Here is a 15,396-nt window from a genome sequence, read left to right as displayed (position 1 = left end):
GGCACATTCTCACCACGGAACCAGACCGTCCCGCGCCGACGAAACCCGGCCGGGGCACACCATCGAAAAGGAGCCACAACCATGGCCAAGCTCACCACCGCTGAACTGATCGACGCGTTCAAGGAGCTCTCCCTCATCGAGCTCTCCGAGTTCGTGAAGGCCTTCGAGGAGACCTTCGACGTCACCGCGGCCGCCCCCGTGGCCGTCGCCGGTGCCGCCGCTCCGGCCGCCGCCGCCGAGGAGGCCGAGGAGCAGACCGAGTTCGACGTCGTCCTCGAGGCCGCCGGCGAGAAGAAGATCCAGGTCATCAAGGAGGTCCGCGCGCTGACCTCCCTCGGCCTCAAGGAGGCCAAGGACCTCGTGGACTCGGCCCCCAAGGCCGTCCTCGAGGGCGCCAACAAGGAGGCCGCGGACAAGGCCAAGGAGGCCCTTGAGGGCGCCGGCGCCACCGTCACCCTCAAGTAGGACCCAGCAGCACCCCGGACGCGTTCCCTCGGCGAACGCTCCAGCGAGGCCCCGGACGCACGGCGTCCGGGGCCTCGTGCCGTGCCCGGCCGTTCTGTGCGAGACTGGGCGCACAACCACATCGGCCGCCCACGCGCGACGGGAGGCTCCGACGTCGTCCGGGTCCCGGAAGGCGCCGGGGAACGGAGCTCTCCGGAGCTTCTCCCAGGCCCCGGTACCGCTGCGAGCAGGCCACGCCGAAGAGGCCCCCGCCGCCGGCCCGGACGGGAGGCCCCGACGGTGCAGGCGGCCCGCAGCGGCCGGGACGAGCTCTCCGGTCGGGAACGTCAGCGGGGAAGGTCGGACGGGCCCCACGGGGCCTCGAACCACGAGGAGCTGACCGTGTCCTTCCTGCCACGCCACCTCGGACCGGACGCCGCCGAGACCCGGAGCATGCTCGAGGTCGTCGGCGCCGCCGACCTCGACGAGCTCGTCGCCCGCGCGGTCCCCGCCGGCATCACCTCGGACCAGCCCCTGGACCTTCCCGCCCCGCTGTCGGAGCACGAGGCGCTCACGGCCCTGCGCCGGGTCGCCGCGAAGAACCGCGTGATGACCCAGATGATCGGGCAGGGCTACGCGGACACCGTGACCCCGCCCGCGCTGCGCCGCAACATCCTCGAGAACCCGGCCTGGTACACCTCCTACACCCCGTACCAGGCCGAGATCTCCCAGGGACGCCTGGAGGCGCTGCTGACGTTCCAGAACGCCGTCATGGACCTCACCGGTCTCGACCTGGCGAACGCCTCCCTGCTGGACGAGGCCACCGCGGTGGCCGAGGCCGTGCTCATGATGCACCGGTCCAACCGCAGGGCCACGAGCCGGCGCGTCGTCGTGGACGCCAGGACGCTTCCCCAGACCCTCGCCGTGCTGCGCGGGCGCTGCCGGGCCGTGGGCATCGAACTGGTCGTCACCGACCTCGCCGAGGGGCTGCCCGACGGCGACCTCTTCGGCGTGGTCCTGAGCCAGGTGGGCGTCGACGGGGAGGTCGTCCCCCTCGCCGAGACCGCCGAGGCGGCGCACGCGCGGGGTGCGCTCGTGGCCGTGGCCACCGACCTGCTGTCCCTCACCCTGCTGCGCTCCCCGGGGGAGCAGGGGGCGGACATCGCCGTGGGCTCCGCCCAGCGCTTCGGGGTGCCGCTGTTCTTCGGCGGGCCCCACGCCGCGTTCATGGCCTGCCGCAAGGGCCTCGAGCGGAACCTGCCGGGCCGCCTGGTGGGCGTCTCGACCGACTCCTCCGGCCGGCCCGCCTACCGGCTGGCCCTGCAGACCCGCGAGCAGCACATCCGCCGGGAGAAGGCCACCTCGAACATCTGCACCGCCCAGGCCCTCCTGGCCATCGTGGCCGGCGCCTATGCGGCCTACCACGGCCCGGACGGGCTGCGCGCCATCGCCGAGCGCCTGCACGGACTGGCCGCCCGCCTCGCCGCCGGGCTCGCCGCCGGCGGCGTCCGCGTGGTCCACGACCGGTTCTTCGACACCGTGCTGGCCGAGGTCCCCGGCCGCGCCGACGCCGTCGTGGCGGCCGCCGCGGAGCGCGGGATCAACGTGCGCCGGGCCGACGCGGACCACGTGTCCGTGTCGGTCGGGGAGCCCCACGACGAGCAGGACGTCGACGCCGTGCTCGCCGCGTTCGGCGCCGCGGCCACGGACGACGGCGGCGAGGGGGACGCCTGGGAGCTCCCGGCCGAGCTGCTGCGCACCGACTCCTACCTGACGCACCCGGTGTTCACCCTGCACCGCTCCGAGACCGCGATGATGCGCTGGCTGCGCGCCCTCGCGGACAAGGACCTGGCCCTCGACCGGACCATGATCCCGCTGGGCTCCTGCACCATGAAGCTCAACGCCGCCGCCGAGATGGAGCCCATCAGCTGGCCCGAGCTCGCCTCCGTCCACCCGCTGGCCCCCGACGACCAGACCGTCGGCTGGCGCGAGCTGATCACCCAGCTCGAGGCCTGGCTCACGGAGATCACCGGCTACGCCGCGGTCTCCGTCCAGCCCAACGCGGGGTCCCAGGGCGAGCTGGCCGGGCTGCTCGCGATCCGCCGCTACCACCTCTCCCGGGGCGACCGGCAGCGCACGACGATCCTCATCCCGTCCTCGGCCCACGGCACCAACGCCGCCTCCGCGGTGCTCGCCGACCTCAAGGTGGTGGTCGTGGCCACCGCCGGGGACGGCTCCGTGGACATGGAGGACCTCGCCGCGAAGATCGGGACCGTGGGGGACGAGCTCGCGGGCATCATGATCACCTACCCCTCGACGCACGGCGTGTTCGAGGAGCAGATCACCGACGTGTGCGCCGCCGTGCACGACGCGGGCGGCCAGGTCTACGTGGACGGCGCCAACCTCAACGCCCTCATGGGCCTCGCCCGGCCCGGCCGCTTCGGCGGGGACGTCTCCCACCTGAACCTGCACAAGACCTTCTGCATCCCGCACGGCGGCGGGGGACCCGGCGTGGGGCCCGTGGGCGTCGCGGAGCACCTCGTGCCGTTCCTGCCCGGCGACCCCGGGGACCCCGGCGCCGTGGACGGCGACGAGTGGACGTTCCCCGTGTCCCAGGCCCGCTACGGCTCGGCCGGGGTGCTGCCGATCACCTGGATGTACATCGCCATGACGGGCGCGGAGGGGCTCACCGCGTCCTCGCGCACCGCGATCCTCAGCGCGAACTACGTCTCCACCCGGCTCGCCGACGTCTTCCCGACCCTCTACACCGGCCCCGGCGGGTTCGTGGCGCACGAGTGCATCCTCGACCTCCGCGCGCTCACGAAGGCCTCCGGGGTGACCGCGGAGGACGTGTGCAAGCGGCTCGTCGACTACGGCTTCCACGCGCCCACCCTCGCGTTCCCCGTGGCCGGCACGCTCATGGTGGAGCCCACGGAGTCCGAGAACCTCGCGGAGCTGGACCGGTTCGTGGCCGCGATGCGCGCGATCCACGCGGAGATGACCGCCGTGGCGGAGGGCGAGGTCGCGCTCGAGGACTCGGTGCTGCGCCACGCCCCGCACACCGCGGAGGTGCTCACCGCCGACGAGTGGGACCGGGCCTACCCCCGCTCCCGGGCCGCCTATCCGCTGCCCGAGCTGCGCCTGGCCAAGTTCTGGCCGCCCGTGGGCCGGGTGGAGAACGCCGCCGGGGACCGCAACCTCGTCTGCAGCTGCCCGCCCGTCGAGGCGTTCGCCGCCGAGAGCCAGGCAACCGCCGAGGAGACCGCCGAGTCCGGGGCCGTGGAGGCCGCCCGGTGAGCCCGCGGGCCGGGGACTCCGCGCGGCCCTGAGACCCAGGACACGAAATCTCTCATCCTACGAGCGGTGGGCGCCCGCGTCCACCGCTCGTGTGGACAGAGCCGCCATTGGGGCCTATGCTGGATCTTTGCGTTGTCCCTCATTCTGCGTGCCTTCATATAGCGGTGGGCGCCCCTGGGGAGCGAACCAGCATCGTCAGCCCGCTGGCCCTCGCACACCCGTATCCCCGAGCCGGGAACTGCGCGATTCAACTGCAGGTCTGTGGAAGGAATCCATCTTGGTCGCCTCGAGCACCGATTCGAACGTAACCGCTAACCGACCGGCCGACGGGGACGTCCCGCGCCGCATCTCCTTCGCCAAGATCCATGAACCGCTGGACGTGCCGAACCTGCTGGCCCTCCAGACGGACAGCTTCGACCGTCTCGTGGGCAACGAGCGGTGGCAGGCCCGCGTCCAGCAGGCCATCGAGACCGGGGAGCAGGGCATCGCCCGCACCTCCGGCCTGTCCGACATCTTCGAGGAGATCTCCCCGATCGAGGACTTCCAGGGCACCATGTCCCTGTCCTTCTCGGAGCCGGAGTTCTACGACCCGAAGTACACCATGGACGAGTGCAAGGACCGGGACGCCACCTACTCGGCGCCCCTGTACGTCAAGGCCGAGTTCATGAACAACAACACGGGCGAGATCAAGCAGCAGACCGTGTTCATGGGCGACTTCCCGCTGATGACCGAGAAGGGCACCTTCGTCATCAACGGCACCGAGCGTGTCGTCGTCTCCCAGCTCGTCCGCTCGCCGGGCGCGTACTTCGAGCGCGGCCAGGACCGCACCTCGGACAAGGACATCTACTCCGCGAAGATCATCCCGTCCCGCGGCGCCTGGTTCGAGCTCGAGATCGACAAGCGCGACCAGGTGGGCGTGCGCCTGGACCGCAAGCGCAAGCAGTCGGTGACCGTGCTGCTCAAGGCCCTCGGCTGGAGCGAGTCCCGCATCCTCGAGGAGTTCGGGGAGTTCGACTCCATCCGGGCGACCCTCGAGAAGGACACCGTCGAGTCCCGCGAGGACGCGCTGCTGGACATCTACCGCAAGCTGCGCCCGGGGGAGCCGCCCACGGTCGACGCCGCCCAGGCGCTGCTGGACAACATGTACTTCAACTCCAAGCGCTACGACCTCGCCAAGGTGGGCCGGTACAAGATCAACCGGAAGCTGGGCCTCGACAAGGCGTTCGAGGACGAGGACGCCTCGGTGCTCTCGGTCGACGACATCGTCGCGATGATCCGCTACCTCGTGACCCTGCACGCCGGCGGCGGCACCATGAAGGGCGTGCGGGACGGCGAGCCCCGCGAGGTCGTCGTGGACGTCGACGACATCGACCACTTCGGCAACCGCCGCATCCGCGCGGTCGGCGAGCTGATCGAGAACCAGATCCGCACCGGCCTGTCCCGGATGGAGCGCGTGGTGCGCGAGCGCATGACCACCCAGGACGTCGAGGCGATCACCCCGCAGACCCTGATCAACATCCGCCCGGTCGTGGCGGCGATCAAGGAGTTCTTCGGCACCTCGCAGCTGTCGCAGTTCATGGACCAGAACAACCCGCTCGCGGGCCTGACCCACAAGCGCCGGCTGTCCGCGCTCGGCCCGGGCGGTCTCTCCCGCGACCGCGCCGGCATGGAGGTCCGTGACGTCCACCCGTCGCACTACGGCCGCATGTGCCCCATCGAGACCCCTGAGGGCTCCAACATCGGCCTCATCGGCTCGCTGGCGACCTACGGGCGGATCAACCCGTTCGGCTTCATCGAGACGCCCTACCGCAAGGTCGTCGACGGCCTGGTGACCGACGACGTCGAGTACCTCACCGCCGACGACGAGCGCGGCGTCACGATCGCCCAGGCCAACGCCCCGCTGGGCCTGGACAACCGGTTCGCCGAGGACGCCGTGCTCGCGCGCGCCGCCGACGGCTCCGGCGAGGCCGTGCTGGTCGACCCGACCGCCGTGCAGTACATGGACGTCTCCCCGCGCCAGATGGTGTCCGTGGCGACCGCCCTCATCCCGTACCTCGAGCACGACGACGCCAACCGCGCGCTCATGGGCGCCAACATGCAGCGCCAGGCCGTGCCGCTGCTCGAGTCCGAGGCCCCGCTCGTGGGCACCGGCATGGAGCGCTACGCGGCCCTGGACGCCGGCGACTCCGTGCTGGCGCGCAAGGCCGGCGTGGTCGAGGAGGTCTCGGCGAACCTCGTGCGCGTGCTCAACGACGACGGGACGACCACGGTCTACCCGATCAACAAGTTCACGCGCTCGAACCCGGGCAACACCTACAACCAGCGCGTCATCGTCTCCGAGGGCGAGCGGGTCGAGGAGCGCTCGGTCATCGCCGACGGTCCGTCCACGGACCAGGGCGAGCTGGCCCTGGGCAAGAACCTGCTGGTCGCCTACATGTCCTGGGAGGGCCTCAACTACGAGGACGCGATCATCCTCTCCCAGCGCATGGTCTCGGAGGACGTGCTCACCTCGATCCACATCGAGGAGCACGAGATCGACGCCCGCGACACGAAGCTGGGCGCCGAGGAGATCACCCGGGACATCCCGAACGTGTCCGAGGAGGTGCTGTCCGCCCTCGACGAGCGCGGCATCATCCACATCGGCGCGGAGGTCCAGGCCGGCGACATCCTGGTGGGCAAGGTCACCCCGAAGGGCGAGACCGAGCTGACCCCCGAGGAGCGCCTGCTGCGGGCGATCTTCGGCGAGAAGTCCCGCGAGGTGCGCGACACGTCCCTGAAGGTGCCCCACGGCGAGTCCGGCACCGTCATCGGCGTGCGCGTCTTCGACCGCGACGACGAGGACGACGACCTGCCCGCGGGCGTCAACCAGGTGGTCCGGGTGTACGTGGCGCAGAAGCGCAAGATCACGGACGGCGACAAGCTCGCCGGCCGCCACGGCAACAAGGGCGTCATCTCGAAGATCCTGCCGCTGGAGGACATGCCGTTCCTCGAGGACGGGACCCCCGTGGACATCATCCTCAACCCGCTGGGCGTGCCCGGCCGCATGAACCTCGGGCAGGTCCTCGAGGTGCACACCGGCTGGCTCGCCAAGCAGGGCTGGAACATCGAGGGCGAGCCCGAGTGGCTCGACCGGCTGCCGAACTTCCCGAAGCAGTCCGGGCCCACGAACGTGGCCACCCCGGTGTTCGACGGCGCGCGGGAGGAGGAGATCTTCGACCTCCTCGACCACACCAACCCGACGCGGGACGGCGCGCGGCTGATCGACCGGTCCGGCAAGGCCCGGCTGTTCGACGGCCGCTCCGGCGAGCCGTTCCCGGACCCGGTGTCGGTGGGCTACCAGTACATCCTGAAGCTGCACCACCTCGTGGACGACAAGATCCACGCGCGCTCGACCGGCCCGTACTCCATGATCACCCAGCAGCCGCTGGGCGGTAAGGCGCAGTTCGGCGGCCAGCGCTTCGGCGAGATGGAGGTCTGGGCGCTCGAGGCGTACGGCGCCGCCTACACGCTGCAGGAGCTGCTGACGGTCAAGTCCGACGACGTGCACGGGCGCGTGAAGGTCTACGAGGCCATCGTGAAGGGCGAGAACATACCGGAGCCGGGTGTCCCCGAGTCCTTCAAGGTCCTCATCAAGGAGATGCAGTCGCTGTGCCTGAACGTCGAGGTGCTCTCGGCCGACGGCAACACCATCGAGATGCGCGATTCGGATGACGAGGTCTTCCGGGCGGCCGAGGAACTGGGCATCGATCTCTCGCACTCCGAGCCCAGCTCGGTCGAAGAGGTCTGATCCCCCTCGGTCCATCCCGACGAGACGTCAACTTTTCCAGAGAAAGAGATAAAGGACCCTCATGTCCAACGAATCTTCACTAGGCCTCATGCGGATCGGTCTTGCGACCGCGGAGGACATCCGGACCTGGTCCTACGGCGAGGTCAAGAAGCCGGAGACCATCAACTACCGCACGCTCAAGCCCGAGAAGGACGGCCTGTTCTGCGAGAAGATCTTCGGTCCCACCCGGGACTGGGAGTGCTACTGCGGCAAGTACAAGCGCGTGCGCTACAAGGGCATCATCTGCGAGCGCTGCGGCGTCGAGGTCACCCGTGCCAAGGTGCGCCGTGAGCGCATGGGCCACATCGAGCTCGCCGCTCCCGTGACCCACATCTGGTACTTCAAGGGCGTGCCCTCGCGGCTCGGCTACCTGCTGGACCTCGCCCCGAAGGACCTGGAGAAGGTCATCTACTTCGCGGCGTACATGATCACGTCCGTGGACGAGGACGCCCGCCACGACGACCTGCCGAACCTGCAGGCCGCCGTGGACCGCGAGAAGGCGCAGATGGAGTCCACCCGCGACTCCGACATCGCCGCGATCGCCCGCGACCTCGAGACCGAGCTCGGCCGGGTCGAGGAGGAGGGCGGCAAGGCCGCGGAGAAGCGCAAGCTCCGCGACTCCGCCGACCGCCAGATGGCCAACGTGCGCAAGCGCGCCAACCTGGAGATCGACCGCCTCGAGCAGGTCTGGGACCGCTTCAAGAACCTCAAGGTCAACGACCTCGAGGGCGACGAGGCGCTCTACCGCGTCATGGTGGACCGCTACGGGATGTACTTCGAGGGCTCGATGGGCGCCGAGGCGATCAAGAAGCGGCTCGAGACCTTCGACCTCGAGGCCGAGGCCGAGTCCCTGCGGGAGACCATCGCCACCGGCAAGGGCCAGCGCAAGACCCGCGCCCTGAAGCGGCTCAAGGTCGTCAACGCGTTCCTGACCACGGACAACTCCCCGCTGGGCATGGTCCTGGACGCCGTCCCGGTGATCCCGCCGGAGCTGCGCCCGATGGTCCAGCTCGACGGCGGCCGCTTCGCCACCTCGGACCTCAACGACCTCTACCGGCGCGTGATCAACCGCAACAACCGGCTCAAGCGCCTGCTCGACCTGGGCGCCCCGGAGATCATCGTCAACAACGAGAAGCGGATGCTGCAGGAGGCCGTGGACTCGCTGTTCGACAACGGCCGCCGCGGCCGCCCGGTCACCGGGCCGGGCAACCGTGCGCTGAAGTCGCTGTCCGACATGCTCAAGGGCAAGCAGGGCCGCTTCCGGCAGAACCTGCTCGGCAAGCGCGTGGACTACTCCGGCCGCTCGGTCATCGTGGTCGGCCCGCAGCTGAAGCTGCACCAGTGCGGTCTGCCCAAGCAGATGGCGCTCGAGCTGTTCAAGCCGTTCGTGATGAAGCGGCTCGTGGACCTCAACCACGCGCAGAACATCAAGTCGGCCAAGCGCATGGTCGAGCGCTACCGCCCCCAGGTGTGGGACGTGCTCGAGGAGGTCATCACCGAGCACCCCGTGCTGCTCAACCGTGCCCCCACCCTGCACCGCCTGGGCATCCAGGCGTTCGAGCCGCAGCTCGTCGAGGGCAAGGCCATCCAGCTCCACCCGCTCGTGTGCGGCGCGTTCAACGCCGACTTCGACGGCGACCAGATGGCCGTGCACCTGCCCCTGTCCCCGGAGGCCCAGGCCGAGGCGCGCATCCTGATGCTGTCCTCGAACAACATCCTGAAGCCCTCGGACGGCAAGCCGATCGCCCTGCCCTCGCAGGACATGATCATCGGGCTCTACCACCTCACCACCGTCCGCGAGGGCGAGGAGGGGGAGGGCCGCGCGTTCTCCTCGGTGGCCGAGGCGATCATGGCCCACGACGCCGGGAAGCTGCACCTCAACGCGCTGTGCCGGATCGAGCTGGACGACTTCGTGCCGTTCGAGGGCTGGGAGGCCCCCGAGGGCTGGGAGCCGGGCTCGCCCGTGGTCGTGGAGACCACGCTGGGCCGCGTGCTGTTCAACGAGACGCTGCCCGAGGACTACCCCTGGGACGAGGCCGTCGCGGACAAGAAGCACCTGTCCGCGCTGGTCAACGACCTCGCGGAGCGGTACCCGATGGTGACCGTGGCGCACACCCTCGACGAGCTCAAGGACGCCGGGTTCCACTGGGCGGCCCGCTCGGGCGTGACCGTGGCCATCTCGGACATCGCGACCCCGCCGGAGAAGCCCGCCATCATGGAGGGCTACGAGGCGCAGGCCGCGAAGATCCAGGGCCAGTACGACCGCGGTCTGATCGACGACGACGAGCGGCGCTCGGAGCTCATCGACATCTGGACGAAGGCCACCGACGAGGTCGCCCAGGCCATGCAGGCGAACCTCTCGCCGCTGAACACCATCAACCGGATGGTGTCCTCCGGCGCCCGAGGCAACTGGATGCAGGTCCGCCAGATCGCCGGCATCCGCGGGCTCGTGTCCAACCCGAAGGGCGAGATCATGCCCCGCCCGATCAAGTCCTCCTACCGGGAGGGCCTGTCGGTGCTGGAGTACTTCATCGCGACCCACGGCGCCCGCAAGGGCCTGGCCGACACCGCGCTGCGCACGGCGAACTCGGGCTACCTGACCCGTCGTCTCGTGGACGTCTCCCAGGACGTCATCGTGCGGGAGGCGGACTGCATGACGGAGCGCGGCCTGAACCTGCCGCTCGCCGACGTGCAGGAGTCCGGTGCCCGGGTGCTGCACGAGGACATCGAGAACACGGTGCACGGCCGCGTGCTCGCGGTGGACGTGGTGGACGCCAACGGCGAGATCCTGGCCGAGGCCGGCACGGACCTCTCCGACGCGCTCATCAGCGCCCTCTTCGCCGGCGGGGCCGACACGGTGCGCGTGCGCTCCGTGCTGACCTGCGAGTCCGCGGTGGGCGTGTGCGCGGCGTGCTACGGCCGCTCGCTGGCCTCCAACCAGCTGGTGGACATCGGCGAGGCCGTGGGCATCATCGCCGCGCAGTCGATCGGTGAGCCCGGCACGCAGCTGACGATGCGCACCTTCCACACCGGTGGCGTGGCGTCCTCGGACGGCGACATCACCCAGGGCCTGCCCCGCATCCAGGAGCTCTTCGAGGCCCGCACGCCCAAGGGCGTCGCGCCGATCTCGGAGGTCGCCGGGCGGGTCAGCATCGAGGACACCGAGAAGGCCCTCAAGCTCGTCGTGACCCCGGACAACGGGGACGAGGCGATCGGGTACCCGGTGCTGCGCCGCGCGAAGCTGCTCGTGACCGAGGGCGACCACGTCGAGGTCGGCCAGCAGCTGGTCTCGGGCGCCGTGGACCCCAAGGAGGTGCTGCGCATCCGCGGACCGCGGCAGGCGCAGAAGCACCTCGTGGACGAGGTGCAGCGCGTGTACCGCTCCCAGGGCGTGGGCATCCACGACAAGCACGTGGAGGTCATCGTGCGGCAGATGCTGCGCCGCGTGACGATCATCGAGTCCGGCGAGACGGACCTGCTGCCGGGCGAGCTCGTGGAGAACGTCCGCTTCCTGGAGGCCAACCGCAAGGCCGTGGCCGAGAGCAGCCGCCCGGCCGCGGGCCGGCCGGAGCTGATGGGCATCACGAAGGCCTCGCTGGCCACCGACTCGTGGCTGTCGGCCGCGTCCTTCCAGGAGACCACCCGCGTGCTCACGCAGGCGGCCATGGAGGGCAAGTCCGACCCGCTGGTGGGCCTCAAGGAGAACGTGATCATCGGCAAGCTGATCCCGGCCGGCACCGGGCTCGCGCGGTACAACAACATCGACGTGGAGCCGACGGACGAGGCGAAGGCCTCGCTGTTCACGGAGCCGGGCTCGTTCTCGGACTTCAGCTACGCGGAGGAGAACTCCTCGCCCGCCGAGTTCCAGGCGATCCCGCTGGAGGACTACGACTTCGGCTCCAACTGAGGTCGGCGTCCCCGACAGGACGTGGTCACTCCCGTGATCACCAGGCAGCCCCGTTCCGGAAGACCCGTCTTCCGGGGCGGGGCTGTCCCCGTCCCGCGGCGGGCCGCAGCACACGTCCGAGGCGCACGGCCGGGGACCAGGAAGGAGCGTCAGGAGCCACCATGGCGAACTCACCCACCGGGGAGTCCGTGCTCGAGCGGGCGGACCGGATCCTCGCGGCGTTCACCGCCGAGAACTCCCGGCTGACGGGGGGCCGGATCGCGGCCCTCACCGGCCTGCCCACGGCCACCGCGCACCGGCTGGCCCGGGACATGGCCCGCCAGGGCTGGCTCGAGCGGGTCGAGGGCGGGCACTACGTGATCGGCACCCGGCTGTGGGAGCTGGCCAACCGCTCCTCGCGCGAGCTCGGGCTGGCGCGCGCCGCCCGCCCGTTCATGGGCGACATCCACGCGGTGCTGCGCCAGCACGTGCAGCTCGGCATCGTGGAGGGCCGCGAGGTGCTGCTCGTGGAACGGCTCTCGCACCCCCGGGCGGTGCCCGTGCGCGCCGAGGTCGCGGGCCGGCTGCCCCTGCACCTCTCGGCCACGGGCCTGGTCCTGCTGGCGCACGCGCCGCAGGAGTACCGGGAGGAGTACCTCCGGGGGCCCCTCGACGCGTTCACCGAGCTCTCCCCGACGGACCCCGGGGTGCTGGCCGCGGAGCTCGAGCGGATCCGCGGCGCGGGCCACGCCCTGCAGACCGGCTACCTCGAGGCGGGGACGGCGGGCATCGCCGTGCCCGTGCGGGGCCGCGGCGACCAGGTGGTGGCGGGCCTGGGCGTCATCACCCCCGCGGGCGACCCCGCCGCGCGCGCCGGCGCGATCGTCCAGGCGCTGCACACCGCCGCGCACGGCATCCGCCGGACGCTGCGGGACGCCGCCCGCTGAACCGGCCGCGCCGCCGGCCCGGTCGCCCCGCCGGCCCGGTCGCCCCGCCGGACCGGTCGCCCCGCCGCCGCTCCTGTCCCGTTCAACGGGAAGACTGTGGTGCCGCCCACAGCCCGCTGGGACACTGGACACGATTCCCGTCGTATCACCAGGAGCACTCATGAGCGCACAGCGCACCGTTCTCAGGACCCAGGTCGGCATCGTGGGCGGCGGCCCGGCCGGGCTGATGCTCGCCCACCTGCTCGGCCGCGCCGGCATCGACAGCATCGTCGTCGAGAAGCGCGACAAGGACACCATCCACGCGACCCACCGGGCCGGCATCCTCGAGGCCCCGACCGTGCGGATGCTCGTCGAGGAGGGTGTCGACGGACGCGTGCTCACCGAGGGCCACGAGCACGAGGGCACCGTGCTGCGCTTCCAGGGCGAGAGCCACCGCATCGACTTCAAGGAGCTCGTCGGCGAGTCCGTGTGGCTCTACCCGCAGAACGAGGTGTTCCTGGACCTGGCCGAGGCCCGCGAGCGCGACGGCGGGGACGTGCGCTGGTCGGTCACCGACACCGAGGTCCTGGACCTGACCACCGACCGGCCGGGCATCCGCTTCACCGACGCCGCGGGCGAGGACTTCGAGATCCGCTGCGAGGTCCTCGTGGGCGCCGACGGCTCGCAGAGCATCTGCCGCCGCGCGATCCCCGAGCAGGAGCGCACCGACAACTTCATCGAGTACCCCTTCGCCTGGTTCGGGATCCTCGCCGAGGCCCCGCCGAGCGCCCCGGAGCTCATCTACGCGAACTCCGAGCACGGCTTCGCCCTCGTCTCCCAGCGCAGCGACACCGTCCAGCGGATGTACTTCCAGTGCGACCCGGAGGAGGACGTCGACGACTGGGACGACGAGCGGATCTGGGCCGAGCTCCAGCGCCGGGTCGCGGGCCCCGACGGCCTGCGGCTCCAGGAGGGGCCCATCTTCGACAAGACGGTGCTGAAGTTCCGCTCCTACGTCTGCGAGCCCCTGCGCCACGGCAACCTGTTCCTCGTGGGCGACGCCGGCCACACGGTGCCCCCGACCGGGGCCAAGGGCCTGAACCTGGCGTTCTGCGACGTCCGCGTGCTCGCCCCGGCGCTCGTGGAGTTCTTCCGCTCCGGTGACGACTCCGGGCTGGCCGGGTACTCGGCCACGGCGCTGGAGCGCGTGTGGAAGGCCCAGAACTTCTCCTACTGGGCGACCCAGCTCATGCACACGCAGCCGGGGGAGAACCCCTTCAACCAGAAGCGCCGGCACGGCGAGTTCAAGGCCATCACCGGCTCGGCGCGCGGGGCCGCCTACTTCGCGGAGTCCTACACGGGCTGGCCCGACGACCGCTGACGGCCGCGCTCGTCGACTGTGACCCCAGAATAAGTTCGCACAACGAACATATGTGCGAATGCTGCACCGTATGCGCTAGCCTCGGGGAGTTCTCCGTAGAGGCGCGGACCACGGCGGGCACGACGCCCGCCGGTGCGGCAGCCACCTCGCGACAAAGGAGTGGAACCATGACCGACCAGGACCAGGGGCCGGAGGAGGCCTTCGTGCACCTCACCCCGAAGGGCCCCGACGACGCGGCGGACACGCAGGCCGACCTCGACCGCGAGATGGCGCGGATCAGCGAGGACTACACCGCGTCGGGCCGCGCCGAGACCCAGCCGCGCCTCGACTACGCGCCCTACCGCAGCTCGATCCTGCGGCACCCCACCAAGGACCTGCACCACGCGGACCCCGAGACCATCGAGCTGCACGCCCCCGCCTTCGGCGAGCGGGACGTGCACCGGCTCGAGTCGGACCTGACCGTCCAGTCGGGCGGGGAGCCCATCGGCGAGCGGATCAGGATCCGGGGCCGGGTCCTCGACGGCGACGGCCGGCCCGTGCGGAACCAGCTCGTGGAGATCTGGCAGGCCAACGCGGCCGGGCGGTACATCCACAAGCGGGACCAGCACCCCGCGCCCATCGACCCGAACTTCACGGGCGTGGGGCGGTGCCTGACCGGTGACGACGGCTCCTACGAGTTCGTCACCATCAAGCCCGGGCCGTACCCCTGGAAGAACCACCACAACGCCTGGCGGCCCGCGCACGTGCACTTCTCGCTGTTCGGCACGGACTTCACCCAGCGGATGATCACCCAGATGTACTTCCCCTCCGACCCGCTGTTCGCCCTGGACCCGATCTTCCGGTCCATCGTGGACCCGAAGGCCCGCGAACGGCTCGTGGCCCGGTACGACCACGACGCCTCGGAGCACGAGTGGCTGCTCGGCTACACGTGGGACATCGTGCTCAGCGGCTCGAACCGCACCTGGACGGAAGGCGACTCCAATGTCTGAGACCCCGGCGAACCACAAGCTCCCGGCCACCCCCGGCCAGACCATCGGGCCGTTCTACGGCTACGCGCTGCCCTACGACAAGGGCGAGCTGCTCGTGCCGCTCGGGCACCCGCAGGCGGTGCGCCTGCACGGCACGGTCACCGACGGCCACGGCGAGCACGTGCCGGACGCGATGCTCGAGATCTGGCAGGCCGACGGCAACGGCGACGTGCCCACCGCGACCGGCTCGCTCGTGCGCGACGGCTGGACCTTCACCGGCTTCGGCCGCGCGTCCGTGGACAACGAGGGCCACTACACCTTCACCACCGTGGACCCGGGGCCGACCGAGCCCGGCAAGGCGCCGTTCATCACGCTGACGGTCTTCGCCCGCGGCCTGCTCAACCGGCTGTTCACCCGCATCTACCTGCCGGAGGACACCGAGGCGCTGGCGAACGACCCGCTGCTGGGCTCCCTGCCCGAGGACCGGCGCCGCACGCTGATCGCCGAGCGCGAGGCCGACGGCTCCCTGCGCTTCGACGTCCGGCTGCAGGGCCAGGACGAGACCGTCTTCCTCACGTACCCGAACCTCGAGCAGTGACCCGCCCGTGCGGGAGCCCCGGTCGGGACTCCCGCACGGCACCGACCACGACGCACGACCGGACGACCAC

At 70.8% G+C, this 15,396-nt stretch carries 8 protein-coding genes; all 8 read left to right on the top strand.

Features of this window, described 5'->3' with window-relative positions; translation table 11 throughout:
• The first annotated feature begins 81 nt into the window (after positions 1 to 81).
• Positions 82 to 465 (top strand): 50S ribosomal protein L7/L12, encoded by a 384-nt coding sequence (rplL, locus tag RCG67_RS02840; protein WP_058872512.1) that lies wholly within the window; start codon positions 82 to 84, stop codon positions 463 to 465.
• Between the two features lie 381 nt (positions 466 to 846).
• Positions 847 to 3,741: an aminomethyl-transferring glycine dehydrogenase gene (gcvP, locus tag RCG67_RS02835; protein ID WP_368824749.1), complete on the top strand. Its 2,895-nt coding sequence runs from the start codon at positions 847 to 849 to the stop codon at positions 3,739 to 3,741.
• A gap of 277 nt (positions 3,742 to 4,018) precedes the next feature.
• Positions 4,019 to 7,528 (top strand): DNA-directed RNA polymerase subunit beta, encoded by a 3,510-nt coding sequence (rpoB, locus tag RCG67_RS02830; protein ID WP_058872514.1) that lies wholly within the window; start codon positions 4,019 to 4,021, stop codon positions 7,526 to 7,528.
• Between the two features lie 61 nt (positions 7,529 to 7,589).
• Complete coding sequence (locus tag RCG67_RS02825) at positions 7,590 to 11,474, top strand: DNA-directed RNA polymerase subunit beta' (protein ID WP_058872515.1); 3,885 nt, start codon at positions 7,590 to 7,592, stop codon at positions 11,472 to 11,474.
• Positions 11,475 to 11,635: 161 nt separating this feature from the next.
• Positions 11,636 to 12,400, top strand: coding sequence for an IclR family transcriptional regulator (locus RCG67_RS02820; RefSeq protein ID WP_368824748.1), 765 nt, complete (start codon positions 11,636 to 11,638; stop codon positions 12,398 to 12,400).
• Between the two features lie 160 nt (positions 12,401 to 12,560).
• Positions 12,561 to 13,760 (top strand): 4-hydroxybenzoate 3-monooxygenase, encoded by a 1,200-nt coding sequence (locus RCG67_RS02815; protein ID WP_368824747.1) that lies wholly within the window; start codon positions 12,561 to 12,563, stop codon positions 13,758 to 13,760.
• 167 nt (positions 13,761 to 13,927) lie between these two features.
• On the top strand, positions 13,928 to 14,749 hold the full coding sequence (gene pcaH, locus RCG67_RS02810; protein ID WP_368824746.1) for a protocatechuate 3,4-dioxygenase subunit beta: 822 nt from the start codon (positions 13,928 to 13,930) through the stop codon (positions 14,747 to 14,749).
• Entirely contained in the window at positions 14,742 to 15,326 is a 585-nt protein-coding gene (pcaG, locus tag RCG67_RS02805) for a protocatechuate 3,4-dioxygenase subunit alpha (protein ID WP_368824745.1), read from the top strand. The genes pcaH and pcaG overlap by 8 nt, the downstream gene beginning before the upstream one ends.
• Positions 15,327 to 15,396: the final 70 nt, after the last annotated feature.

This window comes from Kocuria cellulosilytica (genome assembly GCF_040981245.1).
Taxonomy (GTDB): domain Bacteria; phylum Actinomycetota; class Actinomycetes; order Actinomycetales; family Micrococcaceae; genus Kocuria; species Kocuria cellulosilytica.
This window is presented reverse-complemented; position numbering and strand designations above follow the sequence as displayed.